At 44.2% G+C, this 17,193-nt stretch carries 15 protein-coding genes; 2 read left to right on the top strand and 13 right to left on the bottom strand.

The window, feature by feature from the left end:
• Positions 1 to 10 precede the first annotated feature (10 nt).
• The 10 genes from M5J74_RS21980 to M5J74_RS21935 form a co-directional block, all read right to left on the bottom strand.
• Positions 11 to 580: a chemotaxis protein CheW gene (locus tag M5J74_RS21980; RefSeq protein WP_106218926.1), complete on the bottom strand. Its 570-nt coding sequence runs from the start codon at positions 578 to 580 to the stop codon at positions 11 to 13.
• A 25-nt stretch (positions 581 to 605) separates the two neighbouring features.
• Positions 606 to 998 (bottom strand): response regulator transcription factor, encoded by a 393-nt coding sequence (locus tag M5J74_RS21975; protein ID WP_015156147.1) that lies wholly within the window; start codon positions 996 to 998, stop codon positions 606 to 608.
• Positions 999 to 1,110: 112 nt separating this feature from the next.
• Positions 1,111 to 1,401: a Mo-dependent nitrogenase C-terminal domain-containing protein gene (locus M5J74_RS21970; RefSeq protein WP_106168699.1), complete on the bottom strand. Its 291-nt coding sequence runs from the start codon at positions 1,399 to 1,401 to the stop codon at positions 1,111 to 1,113.
• Between the two features lie 89 nt (positions 1,402 to 1,490).
• Positions 1,491 to 2,708: a response regulator gene (locus M5J74_RS21965; protein WP_250013171.1), complete on the bottom strand. Its 1,218-nt coding sequence runs from the start codon at positions 2,706 to 2,708 to the stop codon at positions 1,491 to 1,493.
• Between the two features lie 324 nt (positions 2,709 to 3,032).
• Complete coding sequence (locus M5J74_RS21960) at positions 3,033 to 3,710, bottom strand: response regulator transcription factor (RefSeq protein WP_015156144.1); 678 nt, start codon at positions 3,708 to 3,710, stop codon at positions 3,033 to 3,035.
• A 211-nt stretch (positions 3,711 to 3,921) separates the two neighbouring features.
• On the bottom strand, positions 3,922 to 5,013 hold the full coding sequence (locus M5J74_RS21955) for a bestrophin family protein (RefSeq protein ID WP_106168701.1): 1,092 nt from the start codon (positions 5,011 to 5,013) through the stop codon (positions 3,922 to 3,924).
• Positions 5,014 to 5,061: 48 nt separating this feature from the next.
• Positions 5,062 to 6,324 carry a proton extrusion protein PcxA gene (locus M5J74_RS21950; RefSeq protein WP_250017158.1) on the bottom strand — a complete coding sequence of 421 codons (1,263 nt, stop codon included), beginning with the start codon at positions 6,322 to 6,324 and terminating at the stop codon, positions 5,062 to 5,064.
• Complete coding sequence (locus M5J74_RS21945) at positions 6,257 to 6,619, bottom strand: hypothetical protein (protein ID WP_241994187.1); 363 nt, start codon at positions 6,617 to 6,619, stop codon at positions 6,257 to 6,259. The genes M5J74_RS21950 and M5J74_RS21945 overlap by 68 nt, the downstream gene beginning before the upstream one ends.
• 37 nt (positions 6,620 to 6,656) lie before the next feature.
• A complete protein-coding gene (locus M5J74_RS21940; protein ID WP_015156141.1) occupies positions 6,657 to 6,893 on the bottom strand; it encodes a hypothetical protein in 237 nt (78 codons plus the stop codon).
• 85 nt (positions 6,894 to 6,978) lie between these two features.
• Positions 6,979 to 7,662, bottom strand: coding sequence for a carbonic anhydrase (locus tag M5J74_RS21935; protein ID WP_106168703.1), 684 nt, complete (start codon positions 7,660 to 7,662; stop codon positions 6,979 to 6,981).
• A 650-nt stretch (positions 7,663 to 8,312) separates the two neighbouring features.
• Here M5J74_RS21935 and M5J74_RS21930 point away from each other — a divergent pair.
• Positions 8,313 to 9,602, top strand: coding sequence for a cell wall metabolism sensor histidine kinase WalK (locus M5J74_RS21930; protein WP_015156139.1), 1,290 nt, complete (start codon positions 8,313 to 8,315; stop codon positions 9,600 to 9,602).
• Between the two features lie 93 nt (positions 9,603 to 9,695).
• Here M5J74_RS21930 and M5J74_RS21925 read toward each other — a convergent pair whose 3' ends face one another.
• From M5J74_RS21925 to M5J74_RS21915, 3 genes are all read right to left on the bottom strand, one after another.
• Positions 9,696 to 10,703, bottom strand: a complete 1,008-nt coding sequence (locus tag M5J74_RS21925; RefSeq protein WP_106170808.1) for a PRC-barrel domain-containing protein — start codon at positions 10,701 to 10,703, stop codon at positions 9,696 to 9,698.
• Positions 10,704 to 10,802: 99 nt separating this feature from the next.
• Positions 10,803 to 14,474: a chromosome segregation protein SMC gene (smc, locus tag M5J74_RS21920; protein WP_250013155.1), complete on the bottom strand. Its 3,672-nt coding sequence runs from the start codon at positions 14,472 to 14,474 to the stop codon at positions 10,803 to 10,805.
• Positions 14,475 to 14,697: 223 nt separating this feature from the next.
• Positions 14,698 to 14,880: a penicillin-binding transpeptidase domain-containing protein gene (locus M5J74_RS21915; RefSeq protein WP_250013154.1), complete on the bottom strand. Its 183-nt coding sequence runs from the start codon at positions 14,878 to 14,880 to the stop codon at positions 14,698 to 14,700.
• Between the two features lie 809 nt (positions 14,881 to 15,689).
• On the opposite strand from M5J74_RS21915, the gene glcD reads away from it, so the two are divergent.
• Complete coding sequence (gene glcD, locus M5J74_RS21910) at positions 15,690 to 17,162, top strand: glycolate oxidase subunit GlcD (protein ID WP_015156136.1); 1,473 nt, start codon at positions 15,690 to 15,692, stop codon at positions 17,160 to 17,162.
• Positions 17,163 to 17,193 lie beyond the last annotated feature (31 nt).

The following is a 17,193-nucleotide window of genomic DNA, read 5'->3' as shown; positions in this document are numbered from 1 at the left end:
TGTAACGTCTCTACACTGATAACTGACAACTGACAGCAGCAACGATCGCTTTGACCGATAAAATTGCTGTCATTTCGCTATCGCCGTTTAACTGATATCCGCGCACGAAGGGAGCGAAGGAACTGGAAACAGCAGTAAATGGCGGCGGTTGGATTGTATCTGGATTGCACCATTCGATATCGTCAATTCGCTCGATAACTAAACCGATGGTTTGGGTTTCTGCTGTCGGTGCGGGTAGGCGATCGCAAAGGTTAGCTTGCAAGGCAACTGCTGTATAAGTTGGAACGTTGCTGGTTTGGTAGCGATCGCCAGCAGTCAGCCCGACTAATTCAGCTAAATCGACCATCCAGAGAATTTCACCCCGCCAGTTGTAAACTCCCATGACCCAACTTGGCATGTGCGGGATCGGGACGATCTGTTCCGCAGACAGCTTCAAGATTTCTAGCAATTGAGTCACGGGAAGCAAGGCTGCTGTGTCTGGTTCGAGGTAAAAGCGCAGAAATTGCTCGTCAGCATCGGTGAAAGTTACTCTTTCTGGTGATGCCTCCTGGGAGTCTAACTTTGGTGACTTGGATACCATAATTGTCTCGCCTCACACGTTAGGTTCAAACCATGAGAGTTGTTTCACCGTGTGAAACCAATAGCAGTTGCTTCACAGTGCGAATAAATTCCTCTGGCGCTACAGGCTTCGGTAAGTAAGCGTCTGCTCCTTGCTTTAAACCCCAGAATTTATCCATGTCAGTTCCTTTTCTCGAACAGAGGATAACGGGGGTGTTTTTGGTGGATGGGTTAGCTTTTAAAGCACGACAGAGTTCAAATCCACTCCGACCTGGCAAGACAACATCTAAAATAATGATGTCAGGCTTGCAGTCACTCATTTTTTCCAGGGCTTCTTCTCCGCTCTTAGCAGCCAAGACGCTGATCCCGCCTTGTTGCAAATAGCTGGCGATCGCTTCCCGCTCGGTCAAACAATCTTCTACAACGAGGGCAATATCCATAGAATTCACCAAAGATTGGCAATTAGCGAGCTTGCGGTTGGCGATTCGCAACGAGCGACTAGCGATTAGTAACTGCTCTGTGCTTCCTGCTCCCTGCTCCCTGTCCCTAAACTCAGCAACAGTTTTTCATTCCCTGGCTACATGCTTGCGCCAGATAAGTTAAACTCTTCATCCGCAACAACACCAACTGCTCGTAGAAAGGATTGAGCTTACATAAGGGTGGAACGTGCAGCAGACTGCGATCGAAAAATCGAATGTCTCGCTCGAAGGGACAACTTGCTGGAATCACGCGACAGACAAATCGAGCTGTTTTCGGGCGATGAATCTCGATAGATTCCAGTTTTTGTTGAGTTGGCTGTATTAAACTTTGCCAAAGTTTGTTGGTGTTTGCTGTGGGATTCATGGTTGTTGGTAATTGGTAATTGGTAATTGGTAATTACTTCGTTGTCCCCCTTGTCCCCTTGTCCTCTCTTACCCCTGCTCGTACGCTCCCTATACACTGTGTTTGAGATGTTTGTGAATTGCGCCTAGAACTCGATCGGGATCGATGGGCTTGCCCAGAAAATCTGAGGAACCGACAATTTTAGCTCTGACGCGATCGATAATGCCATCGTTTCCAGTGAGGATGACAATTGGCGTGTGCTGGAAGCAAGAAAGCTGACGCAGACGGCTGCAAAGTTCGTATCCGTTAATATTTGGCATCATCAAATCAAGAAAGATGAGATCTGGTTTGATGGCTAGCAAAACTCCGATCGCCCGCAGTGCATCATTTACGCCCACAAATCGATAGTTAGCTGTTGTCATCACTTTTTCCATGATGTGACATACCCAAGGGCTGTCATCTACACAAGCGATCGATGGTGCTTGAGTATCATGAGGTGTAGGTGATGAGAGAACCGGAGCGGTAAGATCGGGAATATTAATCAACTCCACAAACCCTGACTGAATATATGGCAGGAGAGAACGCAGTGCCGAGTTGACATCTCGCTGCATCTGAGCGGCAATATCCCGTAGCGTATGTTGTCCGTCTAGTAGTTGACTCAAGGCTTGATAAGCTGGAGCAGAGATGCTGTGTTGCAATTCTGCCGATTGTTTAATAACTGGGGCGCTGTTAGGAGAATAATTGAGTCTGTTTGCTTGCCAAGCTTGCCACAATCGTTCGACTTCGGCGATCGCTTGAGCGGCATCGATCGCAACTACGGGAGTCAGCTTGCTGCTACTGGGCTTGAGTTCGTAAGCAACCTGTACTGCTTGAGTCACATCAAACAAAACTTCGATAATGACCGACCATGCAAATCTTGCCATTTGTTCTGGAGTTATCTGCTGCCGTTCGAGCCATGAAGTCAATAACTGATACTGCCAGCAGACGCTAGAACCTTCAATCGAAGTTGTGGCTAATTGATTCTCCCACGATTCGTTTGATAGCGAGCGATCGCTAGATATTTGCGGTAAGTATGTCGCGAGATGCCGTCTCCATCGCCTGACTGGATGTTCTCCACCAGTAGCGTAGATAATCAAACCTCGGTGAACGTGCAGAATCCATTTTCTACCGCAGGAGTTTGTCAGAATCAGTTGACCGTTAAACCGCAACTGCTTCAAGGTTTCAAACAATTCAACCTGCTTTGAGGGCGTAAAATCCCGAATTAATGGAGCATCATTTCTCCTAGTTAGCAGGGCATCAACTGATTTTTCAAGAATGCTGTTATTCATTGCCTGTTCCTGCAATCTGTTTTTTTCTTACTCTTGGGATTTGTTGACTACCCTGCATTGAGGATACATTTAAGACATGAAATCTCTGCCATTTGCACCTCAGTGTATAAAATAAACCTAAACCACAAAAGGTGACAAAATCGGAACAAGAAAGAGACAAAACTGGGACAAAATTTAATCGGTAATCGGTAATCGGTAATCGGTAACCGGTTGTTGGTTGTTGTGTGGTGAGGCAGTAGACAACAAGTCAGTTTTAACTTCTGACTTTTAACTTCTGACTTTTAACTTCTGACTTTTAACTTTTGACTTTTAACTTTTGACTTTCTACGGGTCTTGCTTGAGACGATAACCTACACCGTAAGCGGTTTCAATGGGATCTCCAGGCGAACCTGCTAATTTGAGCTTCTGACGCAAACGTTTGACCAAAGCTTTAACTGCATCTTCATCCGGCGGTTCGTCGAAAGACCAAAGATTTTCTAAAATTGCACTACGACTGAGAACCTTAGAGCCGCTTCGCATGAAGAGTTCTAATAAGCGATACTCTTTTGGAGTCAGTCTGAGGGGACAGCCTTTATAAGTCACTTCCCGCGTGTTTACATCCAAAGATAAATTGCCACTTTTCATTGCTGGAGGTAGGGACGAACCACCTCGGCGTAATAAAGCGCGGATACGTGCCGATAATTCTTGCAGTTTGTATGGTTTGATCACGTAGTCATCTGCACCCGCATCGAGTCCATTGACGCGATCTTCGGTTGCATCTCTGGCTGTTAACATCAAGACTGGCATTTGGTAGCCTTGAGTCCGCAACTGGCGACAAAGGCTAATGCCATCCATTTTAGGCAGCATGACATCAATCAGAACTAAGTCGTAATCAAAAGACTTGACAAAATCCCAACCAGCGTGACCATCTGCGGCAACATCAACGACGTAATGTTGGTTGCTGAGTGCTTCTGCAAGTAACTGATTGATGAGTTTATCGTCTTCGACTAGTAACAATCTCATGATGGTATGTCATTCCAAAAACAGGTTAGCAAGGGTGAACCTACTTCTCAGAAGGTTGTCAGGTGGCGATCGCTTAAACTAATTCTTTGCTCAAATTAATTCTCGGACTAGTTCATGTTACAGGTAATTGCTGCGACGAGAGGTAAAGAAAACTGAATTTCCTTGGCAAAAACTATACACTGAAGGACAGAATGTAAGGTATCGGCACGATTTAAGCGGTTTTTCGCGGTAAATCGAGAACGTTACCGCTAGCAGGGCGCAGCACGCGGGCGCAGGGGGCAAATTGGATGATATGTTCGAGGTTACGAACAATTGTGACGCAGATAGCATCTAAGGGCAAGTCATTGGCATCGCGACCGAAAGGTTCTTCAATTTCTGCCCCTACTTCATTGATACCTAAGTAGAGAAAACTCATAAAGGCAAGGATCGGTGCTGTCCACCACTTGATACCACCAACTAGCTGAAAAGGTAAAAGCAGGAAATAAATCCACAGCAAAGCATTGAGAGTAACGGTATATACCAAGGGAACGGGGGTTTTCAGGATGCGTTCGCAGCCACCTAAAATGTCTACCATATCATCTAATAGTTCGTGCAAGGATGTCAGCTGAAAAATGTTTAGGCGTTGGCGCTCGAATTGATGTTGCAAATAATCCCCAATCCAATAAGCAATTTCTAAGGGAGCGTGATTGACACTTTGTAGTTGATGATATTGTAATGGTGGCATCATCGGCTCCAATTCTGAATTCATTGGTTCTCGCCGTAGATGGATTTTCATTGCCACAGCAAAGGCAGCAACTAGATAGACAGCAGCACTTTTTTCGTCTCGCTCTTGCGGTTCTCGTTGTTCGATGGTAATTGAGATTCCCCGTGCTAAGTTGCGCGTAGTATTTACCATTGAACCCCAAAGTTTGCGCCCTTCCCAAAATCGATCGTGAGCTGTATTGGTGCGGAAAACTAGCAGTAGGCTGAGAATGACGTTAAAACTAATAACGACATTTTGAATGATTTTACTATCACCAAAGAAAGCAGGCAGCTTTCCATAATGATCGAGTAAAGAAATTAGTAAGCCGTAGCTCCCACACATGATTACCCAAGGCAGAATTCCGTGAATGACAGAAATTAAAAGTCTCTGAGTAACTTGCAGCCAGTGTAATTGCTCTCCGGTGTAGATTTGGAACTTTTCGCGAAACGATCGCAAGGCTACTGATTTACGGTGATGTGACTGCGATCGCTTGCCGGAAGCAGAAACTTTTGGCGATCGCTGTTGGCGACTGCGAGCCTTTTTACTGATGGAAAAAATCATCAACTCAACCTCATTCTACGAGCATTTTCTAGCACCAATGACACAAATTTAATCGTTCATCTCTTTCAAAGTTGCTACCGTTGATGGTGACATCCGGCTGAGGGAACGGAAAACCCAATACTTAAAAATTGTGGCGAGAATGACCGGAACTGTGGCGATAAATAGGAAGATTAAACCGCGATTTGCTGCAATTCCTAAATGACTAGATAGTCCTTCTAACAAAACTTCCCAACCATGAGGAGAGTGAAACCCGACAAAGATATCGGTAATCAGAATAATTGAGAAAGCCTTAGCACTATCACTCAAGCCAGTCACAATATTATCCATAAATGACTTGAGCATCATAATATCTTTACGTCGCCATACTAACACTAAAGCAAAAGATAAAACAGCGATGATATCAGCAAAAACATTACTAACAGCATTGTTGCTACGATGACGAAATTCCTGAGAAATTTCAGCTGCTTTATCTTTGACCTTTTCTTCAATTGCTTCTGAAGTTAGTGCAGGTGCTGCACCCATCAAACGTTCTAGCTTCAGTTCTTCTTCAAAGGTTTGCAGTTCTTTGAGTGCCTCTTCTTTCATTTCAGAGTTTAAGAAGACTGGCGTAACTGCTTCGTTTCTCACGCGATCGACAATTGGTTGCACCAAATAAAGTTTGGACACTTGCTGAGTTATTAAAGGAATCAAAATCAACAATGCCAGCAACCTAATGGCAACGACAGTCTTTTTTTGCGATCGCCGAAACGATTTGACAACTTCTGCTTCTGCATTGGGGTCAAGCTCGTTCTTGATTTTATTAATTGTGCGCTCAAGAGAACGCGGTAGAACTCCAGCTTTGACTTGCGGTTCGGCATTTTCTGGAGCTGAATTTCTAGAATTCTTGCGGTGGAGTTGCCTCGATCTAGTTTTTTCTGGGGCGATCGCTTGTTTTACCTCAATGACTTGAATTGGTGGAGTGGGTAGCTGGAATGAAGTATTGGCTGGTAGATTATTTGAAAAGGGAACTAACGCTGATGCTTGCGGTTCGAGAGTGTATTTTGTCAGAGTTCCTTCAGTAAAAAAGAGCCGCATCAGGTGGTCTTGTCCCAAATTTCCTTGCGTAGAACTGCTCGTATTAAACTCCTTCATTTGCTGTTTGAGTATACTTAAATGCTTCTCAAAATCAGCTTGCACGCTAGTAGGAATTTGAGCATCGTTAGCGGTTGATACAGTTACTTTACCACCATGAAAATATCGGTCTTCAATCGATTTTATGCTCAGCGCGGCTTGATACGCTTGTTCTAGCGATCGCTCTGGCGTACCAAAGATTTTTCCTTTGAGTTGAGAAAGGGAGTCTGTGGATTTGTTGAAGAAGGTAGAAGTCATGCTGCAACTGGGGTGTTTGGAGTGCATTTTGGACTAAATTCTGCGTGAGGCGATCGCTGTTACCTGAAACTCTTTTATAGGCGATCGACCACTGCTTTTGGATGCCAATGAGTACTGCTGGGATGGGAACTCGTGTAATAAATGTGACTGTGGGGCAAACGATGTCTTGGTTGCGTAGTAATGTCATCAGTATGCTACTCGTCAAGGATCGTAACTGTTCGGGACAGTGCATACTCATCCCTCAGTCCTCCTCTCCATACTTGCAGGGTGAGTGTTTAGGCAACAAGTTTTAGCAGAGGGTGTTTGCCTTTTTGACAGGAGTTAATTTGACGGTAGCTATTTTGAGAGCGGTGACTCTGAGCAACAATGGGTAAACTTTCTACATCCGACTGGCTAGTAATTATTGCTCCAGCAGGGATATGTTTTTGATTGGGAATGCCAACAGCCATAGACAGTGGTTGACGCGATGCTGCTTGACCGTTGGTGGTAACTAATTTCAGTTTGGGTGTCATGGTGAAGTGAGTAGTGAGTGGTGCGTGGTGAGTAGTGCGTAGGGGATCAATTCCGAATTCCGAATTCCGAATTCCGAATTCTTAACTATGCTGCTTTCAATTGCTCGGCATTACCAATGCCTTGATAGCCAGTGGCTAGCTGCGTGTTGACGTGAACCACGGCTTGATTGAGGAATCTGAGGGGATATTCGTTAGTAATTAAGGGTAAGTTGTCAGCAGCTTCTTGTGTAGTAATCAGAGAACCTGCGGGGACGTATCTGCCATCGGCGATATTAACTCCCATGACTAAAGCTTTGGGTTCGATAACGCAGTTATTGCCGACTGTGGCTCGAAATACTAAAGATTGCATTCCGACAAAAGTATCAGTACCAATGCTGGCTGGACCGTGGACTTGACATTGATGCGCCAGGGAAACGCGATCGCTGATGTATACTCCATAGAAGTTACCTTCAACTTCTACGACAGCCTCATGCACCATTTCACCATTGACGTGAGTTTCTAAAGCATGAAGCACTACGCAATCTTGTACGTTGACATCATCTCCTACCCAAATCGGTTGTCCTTCATCACCTCGTACTGATGCTGCGGGAGCTACCATGACTCGCTTACCAAGATAAACGTTACCAATTACGGCAGCTAGAGGATGAATGTAAGCGGTAAAGTCGATTTTTGGCGAATTTTGTTCTTGATTGAAGGATGCCAGCACATTAGCGTGAACGTTAGCAGACTGCTGGGTGCGATCGCTTTTGATAGAGAAGATGTTGCTCATGGGATTACCTCTTTCGTGGTTTGACTTGGGAATTTCCTTATGCATGTCATAAGTTAAACCAATAAATGTAATAAACCTGGAATAAAAAAGTGACAAAGTTGAGACAAAGTTGAGAATAGGTGAAAAAGCGCTTTATCTCGCCAAGCGGAGAATCTCGCTAGTTGAGTTTTTCTCGTCTCATGTACTTTACAGACACGGCATTTGAACCAAGGCAAGTATCTCAGCGTTCTGACATCTCACTTTCTCATCTACGCCGTAGTTCATTTGAAGAACTATCAATGACTTTATAACCAATAACTCATGACAGACTTATACTAATTCTGTTTATCTCTGTACTAAATGAGATCCCCCCAACCCCCTTATTAAGGGGGGTTGGGGGATCTCTTGTTGCGTAGTTTTGAAAAAATTTGTCTCCCGTGGCTCAACGGAAGCAGTAGATAACTGAAGCCTTGTTATGAAAAAATGAGAGCTTTCTCATAAAGTCTTCATGTTAAGTTCACGATCGTAATGTAATATTGAAGTCGCTGTTTTATTACCTTTTTTACACTATTCTCATGTACGATTCAAGTTGAAATAAAACACATCGCATCTCACTTTCTCTAAAAATTGAGAGCGATATCTAATTGAGTTGAGGTAAGCATAATTATTCAATGTTTCAATCATTACGCTGGCTATTTTTACTAACTTATTTATTAGTAATGTCCGCTATATTTGGCGCTTCTAGTACAGCTATTTATATCTTTTTTAGCCGTAGTCTAGAGCAACAGTTAAACGATCGCTTACAGATTTTGGCTGAAGCTGCTATTCCTAGTTTGCGAATCATCAAAAGCCGAGGAATTCAAAGATTAGATGATGAACTTCCTTGGCAAGAGTTATTTCGCCACAATCAAAGCCTCGAATGGTTTAATCCTAAAGGTAAGCTCTTAGCGAAAGAGGGAAAATTTTTTGCTAATTCGTCATTGTCGCAAGCCTTAGTTGATGGTTTACAAGAGGGCTTTCCAATCCTACAGCAACAAGGACAAGTTCGGACTTTTTCTATTGCTGTTTATACCGAAGATCGAGATAAAACCACCTTACGCTTAGAAGGATATATTCGCGCTAGCGAGTCTACTCAAGATTTGATCTGGAAGTTAGATCAACTGCGATCGGGTCTGATTGTGGGAGGAGTTACAGTATTACTATTAAGTAGCATTAGCGGTATTGGTTTAACTTGGCTCACCCTCCAACCAATGCAACGTAACTTAAGGCGATTAAAACACTTTACCGGAGATGTAGCGCACGAACTACGCAATCCCCTAACGGCGATTAGTACTACAGTAGATTTGTTACGTAATAGTCCAGAAGAGTTAAGTTTAACTCAGGTGAGAAAGTTAGCAATTATCGATCGCGCCAACGAGCAAATCATTCATTTAGTAGAAGATTTACTATTTTTATCTAGGGCAAATATCGCAAGCGATCGCCTCGATCGCGATTTTAACTTTGCACCGATTCGCTTAGAAGAGTTACTGCAAGATTTAGTCGAACGCTTTGAACCACAAGCTCAAAGTAAGCAAATTCAGTTCACCCCACATTTACGTACTGGTATAGTCGTGAAAGGCGACAGCCATAAACTCAGCCGCTTATTTTCTAATCTTTTAGATAACGCACTCAAGTACACAACCGACGGGGGAAGAGTGGCGTTATTTTTAGAACAAGAGCAACGATTTGCCGTGATTCGGATCGAAGATACGGGAATTGGTATTCCACCAGATTCTCTACCACTGATTTTTCAGCGCTTTTGGCGAGCCGATGCAGCTAAATCTGAAAAAGACGGTTTAGGCTTAGGGCTAGCGATCGCACAAGCGATCGTCCAACAGCACAAAGGTGAAATAAAAGTCAGCAGTAGATTAGGTGCTGGTAGCAGCTTTCGCGTGTTGCTACCACTAGATGCTCAGGCGTAAATCGCATAAAAAACGAAGAGACGTTACATGTAACGCCTCTACATTTAGATAATGAATTACATTTTGACTTTTAACTTTTGACTTTTGACTTTCCTAATAGCCGCCTTCTTCTTCGTATTCTGGTTGCTTGATTTTCTTGGGAATATTCAAAGGCTGCGGTTCCTCATCTTCTCCCCAAGCGTCACCGTCGAGATCGTCATCCAAATCTTTCGGTGCTGTGTATGGCTTTGGTTCAAACGGCTGGGGTTCGGGGTAGCGGGGTGGAGGTGCAGGCGTATAGCGATCGCTTCCCGACGCTTCACTCCAGTTTTCTTCTTCCTCTAAATCGCGATCGTATCTGTTGGGTTCGTACTGCTGGCGGCGTAATGGCTGCTGTTCGATCCGAGGTTGGACTGTTTCATACTCGTATTCATCCTCATCCCAGGCTTCCTGTACCGCAGGTTGAGTTGTCTTTAAAGGTTGGGCTTTTGGTGCTTGCAACGGTACGCCACTTCCTAGCTGGTTTTCCGGTCGCACTGCTGTGGGAGTATAGTACTCGTCTTCTTCTTTCTCCCAAGGTGCTTTACCAATACCAAGCCGTTCTAGCACTCCAACACTCAAACGATTAATTCTTTCTTCAGCGCCTTCAAATACAATTAGCCGATTGGGTCCACTGCTGACAACTTCTTCGATTGGTAATTCATAAGTACTAATTACCTGGTCGGGGATCTGGGGTAAACCCAGCGAAGCGATAATTAAAGAATGGATTTTGCCTGTTTGAGCGTTAAATGTAAAGCCACGCACTCGCCCCAAGGGTTGACCTGTTTCTGTAATGACTTCACAATTAACTAAGTTGCTGTAAATCTCTACATCAATATCTTCGATCGCGTCTTCGTTCTCCACCAAAATCACATCGCCGATTTTGCTGATGCTGCTCAGGTACATATAACGCGGTACGCTAGCAAAGGCGATCAGGTTGTCTCGCAAACCAAGAGCTACAACCTCCCTGCGATCGATATCTACCCATAGTTGGCTGACAACCCCTAATACTTTGGCGTTGTCATCCGCGATCACCTTTGTATTTAAGATGTCGGAGCGTTTAATAGTGTTTTCAGAGGTCATTGCTTTGCGGAGTCCCGATCTCGAATCAGGGTTAACGGTTAATACTTTCTAACGATCGATACTATTATGATGGAATCCTCAACCAAAGTTGTCTTAGGGTTACAATTTTATGCCTAAAACTTGCGTATAAGCTCCTCGCGCTTGGGTCACTCCTATTGTACGTTCGGCTGATTCTATCATGGGTCGGCGCAGACTCACGACAATAAACTGTGCTTGTTTAGCCTGTTGTTCGATCATTCTAGCTAATCGTTCCACATTTGCCCCGTCTAGGAACATATCTACCTCATCAAAGGCGTAAAAAGGTGATGGGCGATACCGTTGTAGGGCAAAGATAAAACTCAGCGCCGTGAGTGATTTTTCTCCCCCCGACATAGAAGCGAGACGCTGCACGGGTTTACCTTTGGGATGTGCAACTAAATTAAGTCCACTGGTAAATGGATCTTCTGGATTATCGAGTTGCAAAAATCCATCCCCATCCGATAAAGTAGCGAAAATAGATTGAAAGTTTTCATTCACCGCATCAAAGGCTTCTTGAAACGCTCGTTGACGCAAAGTCGTAAAGTTTTCAATCCGCAATAACAATTCAGTCCGTTCGGCTTCTAGGGTCAATAATTTTTGACTCAATTCTTCTAATCGTGCGTTGGTGCGTTCGTATTCTTCTAACGCCAACATATTGACAGGTTCCATCGCTTCCATCCGCTTCACAAGCGATCGCAATTCTTTCTGCAATTGTTCCAAATCTACCTTATCTGGTACTTCTGGTAGGGGATCGGGCATTTCTGCGGCTTGGATTTGAATCTGTGCTTGTAAGTTAACTAAATCTTCTCGCCGCGATGTTTGCGTTTCTTGCAACTTTTGCTGTTGCCATTCTACCTGTTGTCGATCTAAATGCAATTCTCGCAGCTGTTGTTCGGCGCGATCGCGTGCTTGTCTTTCCGCCGTCATCCGCTGTTCGATTTCTTTCAAGGATGTATGGATCTGCTTTAAATGTTCGCCAATTTCCTGTAATTGAGCATTGACAGCCGCTTGCTGCGACTGATTTTCTTGTTGCTGTTGTTGGTATTCTCGCGATCGCACTTCGCATTCTTGAATTTTCTCGTGCAATCTTTGAGTTTGATTTTCTATGTCTTTCAATTGCTGTTCGGCGTTACGAACTATCTCGATTCTAGTTTGTAATTCCTGTTCTTGCTGTCTAATTGCGGCTTGAATTTGCTGCCATTGACTGTTAGTTTGAGATTGCTCTAACTCCACTAAAGCTTGACGCAATTGTTGTAATTGTTCTTCTTGTGCGGGTAAATCTCGTTCTAAAGTCTCTAATCTAGCTTGTACCGTAGATAGTTGTTTTGTGTTCTGAGCCAGTTGCGATTGCCCAGTTTCCACTTGTTGAATTAGCTTGCGAATTTCTTTTTGTAATTGATCCTTCAGGAGATTATTTTCTCTTTGTTTGGTCTTCGCTTCGGTTAATTCTTGAGATAGATTTTTAGTTTTAGCTGCCAAATTACCAATCGATTCACCACACCGAGCTAAAATGCGATCGATTTCTTGCAAGCGATTTCTTAACTCTATAACTTCCTGAGATTCAGTAGCATCGCTTGTACCGAAATGCAAACTTGAATTTTGCTGGCTGATACTACCCCCAGTCATCGCCCCACTAGTTTCTAACAATTCTCCTGCTAAGGTGACGATCCGATATTGTCCTAAATGAGAACGCGCTGATTGCAAATCAGCAAAAACAACTGTGCTACCGAAAACATAACCAAAAATATCTTGATAGCGGCGATCGCATTCGATTAAATTAATTGCATAGTCGATATAACCATTGGCATAACGCAACCCCGAAGCCGGGGAAAATCGCGGGGCTTGAATTTTATTTAGGGGTAAAAACGTCACCCTCCCCCCTCGTTTTTGCTTCAGGATCTCAATCCCCGAAGCCGCCACGCCATCATCCTCTACCACCAATTGTCCCAACCGCGCCCCCGCTGCAATTTCTAAAGCTAGTTGATACCGAGGTTCGACTTTCCCGAGTTGGGCTACCAAACCACAAATCCCGCTTAAACCTGATTGCAGCAAAATTTTTGTGGCAAAAGTGCCTTGAGTTTCCTGCAAGGCTTGAGACTGCGCCTCCAACTTATCCAATTGGCGCTGTTTATCTCTTTGTTCTTGGAGTAAGCGATTTTGAGTTTGCTGTTGAATTTGTAACTCAGCTTCAGCCGCAGCTAAAGATTGGGCTAAAGATTGAATTTGCTCAATTTGACTCGATAATTGAGTTTCTATTTCGGTTAATTGTGTTTGCTTTGTCGCCAGTTCTGGCTCTAAAGTTTGAATTAACCCAGTCTGCTCTTGAATTTGCTTTTCTAATTGATGCGATCGCTCTTTTAATTGCGCTTGTTCGGTGCGCTGGGGTTCTACAGTTTGCAGCAGAGATTCAACTTGGCGGCTGAGGGCAGCTTGTTGTTGCACCCAAGCATCAGAAGCATCAGCGACTGCACTAGCTTCTGTACGACTTTGTTCTAAGGTTTGTTGCGCCTCATCCCGTTGTTGACGCAGGCTAGAAAGTTGAGCAACGATTTCTTGCTGCTGTTGTTGCAACCGCACCAGAGAATTTTGGTGTTGTTGAATTTCTAACTGTTGTTGCGTGTAAGCATTTCCGGCATTTTCATAAGCATTTGTCAAGTCTCTTTGGCGATTTTGTAACTGTCGCCGTTCGGCTTCCTGGGTGGCTAGAGTTGATTGCAGAGATAAGAGTTCTTCTTCCCCCAAAGTCTTCACTCGTGCGTTGAGTGCGTCTAATTCTGCCGTTACCTGCTGAATTTGGGTGTTGAGGGTAGTAAGTTGAGTCGTTAATTCAGCCAGCGTTCGATCGCCCGTTTGAATTTCCGCCACCAACTTTTCTTGTTGCTGTTGCAGCGATCGCCAAACTAAAACAATTTCCCACTGCTGCTTTTGCTGATATTCTATTCTCAGCTTTTGATATTTCTCAGCTTGGATGCGATCGTGAGACAGGCGATCGCGTTGAGTAATTAATTCAGTTTCAACGATGCGATAGCGGTCTTCCCTGTCTTTAACTTCATTTAAGGTTTCTTTTGCTTGGATAATTTTGCGATCGTAATTCGCTACCCCTGCTAGTTCGTCAATAATCTCCCGCCGTTCTCGCGAGTGCATGGAAATAATACTCGTCACGTCCCCTTGCAGCACGACGTTGTAGCCTTCAGGATAAATGCGGATCTGACTTAGTTGTTCGTGCAACTCAGTTTGAGTACAGGTAGAACCATTAATGTAATAAGTTGACGTATACGAACCCTGTTGAGTGACTCGTAAGCGGCGCGTAATTGTTAATTCATGAGGGGTGAGGAGTGAGGAGTGAGGAGTGAGGGGTTCTTCTTCCCCCGTGTCTACCGTGTCTTCCTTGTCTCCCTTGTCCTCTAACTCTTCAACATAATACCCATTCCCATTTCCATTAACCTTTGTCCCCTCTGCTTCCTGCTCCCAGCTCGTCCCTGCTCCCTCTAAATCGAAAGTCACCGTCACTAGCGTTTCTACTGCCGATTTTCCGCGTGTGGCTTTGTCGTGGTTGACAAGATCGGGTAGGCGTTCCGCCCGCATTCCCCGAGAACTTGCTAGACCGAGGCAAAACAGGAGAGCATCGAGAATATTAGATTTACCGGAACCGTTGGGACCTGAAACGACTGTAAATCCTGGTAGCAAAGGAATTTTCGTCGTGCCACCAAAGGACTTGAAGTTCGTGAGTTCTACGCGCTTGACATGAACCATGTAGGCTGGTCAGTAGAGGAGTGTGAGGAACAAGTGTATCAAAGTCAGGATGCCCAACAGGTTAGCATAGATTATTCAATTGGCTACAGTTTCTAATGGGAGTCGGGAGTCGGGAGTCGGTTCGTAGTGTAGAGACGTTACATGTAACGTCTCTACAAAGTGCGTGGTAAGAGGTTACTATTCCCTGTTCCCTGTTCCCTGTCAACTGATAACTGATAACTGTTCAAAGTAAACCCATACTACGCAGGATATTTTTAGTAATTGCAATCCTTGCTCTGGCATCCTCTGGTTTGTTAATATCCATATTCAAAGCAAAAAAGTAAACGCGATCGTCTCGTTTTAAATAGCCTACATACCAACCTACCTGGGGTGTAAAGTCCCATCCCCAACCCGTTTTTCCTCTCAATTAATGTCTCGATTACCGTGTCAACGGCAACAAGGCGATCGCTAACATCAAGAATGTGAGATATTTGTAGCGCAAAGACATACAATCTTTGGATGAAACATTCAGCCGGAAATATTAACACATTTAACCAATGATAGTTTTCATTGAGATGCAATACGCGATCGGTAGGGGCGCACAGATGTGCGCCCCTACTAATGTATTGTTCTTCATAAATCCGTCTAAATATATTCCGTACAGATAATTAAAAATTGCATGATTTGCTCATAAATTCATCTCTCACTCAACTATCGATATTGTTGAATTTAACGATGAAATGATATTTGACTATCTGCAAAATCCACAAATACCCACACACCCCGTTATTCTGACTTCTGGCTTAATTGGTCATGAGTGAGTAGCGATTTGGTGTTTGGTGCGTGGAATACTTCTGACTCTTGTACGGGCGGATTTTGACTGAGATTTCTAGCCCCATTTGCCAGCTTATTTGCTAAGGATCGCCCCTATGACTTCTGACTCCTCAATTTTGACTTTTGACTTTTGACTTTTGACTTTTGCTTCGCTTGTCAATAAGCTCTTGGCAAGTGAGAATAGAAAAGTAGTCGAAGTTACAAAAAAAATTGTAACAAAGATGAATTTAGATAATTTCAAGGGTTGTAGTTTCTGTAACAATATTGGAGAGGGCGATCGCAGGGAGTCAATCCAAATTAAGTAACATAGCGATACTTTTTATCCGCCATCACTGAAGTTTCAATCTTTAAGTTGCAGTATCCAGCAGTTTTAAAAATAAATTTAATTTGCGAGAATTCCCTATGCTAATCCAAGACAAGCAGCAGCGTGACTGGAAGACAATTATTAAAAAATTTGAAGCAGTCTTAGGCAAAAATGGCGTGGTACAGCGTCGGGAGGAATTAATTACTTATGAGTGCGACGGACTAACCAGTTATCGCCAGCGCCCCGCAGTTGTCGTGTTGCCAAGAACGACAGAACAAGTAGCAGAAGTTGTAAAGATTTGCGATCGCCACAATATTCCTTTCATTGCCCGTGGTTCTGGTACTGGCTTATCTGGTGGGGCATTACCAATAGAAGACTGCGTGTTAATCGTCACCTCGATGATGCGGCAAGTCCTCAGCGTAGATTTGGAAAATCAGCAAGTTGTGGTACAGCCAGGGGTGATTAACAACTGGGTGACGCAAGCAGTCAGTGGTGATGGATTTTACTACGCCCCCGATCCTTCCAGTCAAATTATCTGTTCGGTGGGCGGGAATGTTGCTGAGAATTCCGGTGGGGTACATTGTCTTAAATACGGTGTCACTACCAACCACGTATTAGGCTTAAAAGTCGTCACTCCCGATGGTTCAATTGTCGATTTGGGCGGACAAGTACCAGAAATGCCGGGTTACGATCTTACAGGCGTATTTGTCGGTTCTGAAGGTACGTTGGGAATTGCTACCGAAATTACGCTACGGATTCTCAAATCAGCCGAATCAATTTGCGTCTTGCTTGCCGACTTTACCAGCGTAGAAGCAGCAGGGGCAGCGGTTTCAGACATCATCAGTGCGGGAATTATTCCGGCTGGGATGGAAATGATGGATAACCTCAGCATCAATGCTGTAGAAGATGTTGTTGCCACGGGTTGTTATCCCAGAGATGCTACGGCAATCTTGTTAGTAGAAATTGACGGCATAGCTGTAGAAGTCGCAGAAACTAAACAGCTGATTAGCGATATTTGTTTGAAAAATGGTGCAAGGGGAATTACTACGGCTAGCGATCCTGAAACGCGCCTCAAATTATGGAAAGGACGCAAAGCAGCATTTGCCGCTGCCGGACATCTCAGCCCCGATTACTACGTTCAAGATGGGGTGATTCCGCGTACTCAATTGCCCTACGTTTTACAAGAAATTGAAAATTTGAGTCAGCAATATGGCTATCAAATTGCGAACGTATTTCATGCGGGTGATGGGAATCTTCACCCATTAATTTTGTACGATAATTCCGTACCAGGGGCATTGCATCAGGTAGAAGAATTAGGGGGAGAAATTCTGAAACTCTGCGTTAAAGTGGGTGGTAGTATTTCCGGCGAACACGGCATTGGTGCAGATAAAAAATGTTTTATGCCCGAGATGTTTTCTGAAGCAGATTTGGAGACGATGCAATATGTCAGGGAGGCGATTAACCCCAAAGGTTTAGCTAATCCCGGCAAGATCTTTCCGACTCCACGCACCTGTGGGGAAGCAGCCAAGATGACTGATATTAAAGAGTTTGCCTCAGTTGAGAGATTTTAGATCCGCGAGATCCCCCCAACCCCCCTTTTTA

Source organism: Chroococcidiopsis sp. CCNUC1 (genome assembly GCF_023546805.1).
In the GTDB taxonomy this organism is placed as follows: domain Bacteria; phylum Cyanobacteriota; class Cyanobacteriia; order Cyanobacteriales; family Chroococcidiopsidaceae; genus Chroococcidiopsis; species Chroococcidiopsis thermalis.
This window is presented reverse-complemented; position numbering and strand designations above follow the sequence as displayed.

Excerpts from the sequence above, each read along its gene's own strand:
- M5J74_RS21930 (WP_015156139.1), top strand. The coding sequence starts at position 8,313 with ATGTTTCAATCATTACGCTGGCTATTTTTACTAACTTATTTATTAGTA.
- M5J74_RS21980 (WP_106218926.1), bottom strand. The coding sequence starts at position 580 with ATGGTATCCAAGTCACCAAAGTTAGACTCCCAGGAGGCATCACCAGAA.
- M5J74_RS21970 (WP_106168699.1), bottom strand. The coding sequence starts at position 1,401 with ATGAATCCCACAGCAAACACCAACAAACTTTGGCAAAGTTTAATACAG.
- M5J74_RS21935 (WP_106168703.1), bottom strand. The coding sequence starts at position 7,662 with ATGAGCAACATCTTCTCTATCAAAAGCGATCGCACCCAGCAGTCTGCT.
- M5J74_RS21940 (WP_015156141.1), bottom strand. The coding sequence starts at position 6,893 with ATGACACCCAAACTGAAATTAGTTACCACCAACGGTCAAGCAGCATCG.
- M5J74_RS21960 (WP_015156144.1), bottom strand. The coding sequence starts at position 3,710 with ATGAGATTGTTACTAGTCGAAGACGATAAACTCATCAATCAGTTACTT.
- M5J74_RS21925 (WP_106170808.1), bottom strand. The coding sequence starts at position 10,703 with ATGACCTCTGAAAACACTATTAAACGCTCCGACATCTTAAATACAAAG.
- M5J74_RS21975 (WP_015156147.1), bottom strand. The coding sequence starts at position 998 with ATGGATATTGCCCTCGTTGTAGAAGATTGTTTGACCGAGCGGGAAGCG.
- smc (WP_250013155.1), bottom strand. The coding sequence starts at position 14,474 with ATGGTTCATGTCAAGCGCGTAGAACTCACGAACTTCAAGTCCTTTGGT.
- M5J74_RS21965 (WP_250013171.1), bottom strand. The coding sequence starts at position 2,708 with ATGAATAACAGCATTCTTGAAAAATCAGTTGATGCCCTGCTAACTAGG.
- M5J74_RS21945 (WP_241994187.1), bottom strand. The coding sequence starts at position 6,619 with ATGAGTATGCACTGTCCCGAACAGTTACGATCCTTGACGAGTAGCATA.
- M5J74_RS21955 (WP_106168701.1), bottom strand. The coding sequence starts at position 5,013 with ATGATTTTTTCCATCAGTAAAAAGGCTCGCAGTCGCCAACAGCGATCG.
- glcD (WP_015156136.1), top strand. The coding sequence starts at position 15,690 with ATGCTAATCCAAGACAAGCAGCAGCGTGACTGGAAGACAATTATTAAA.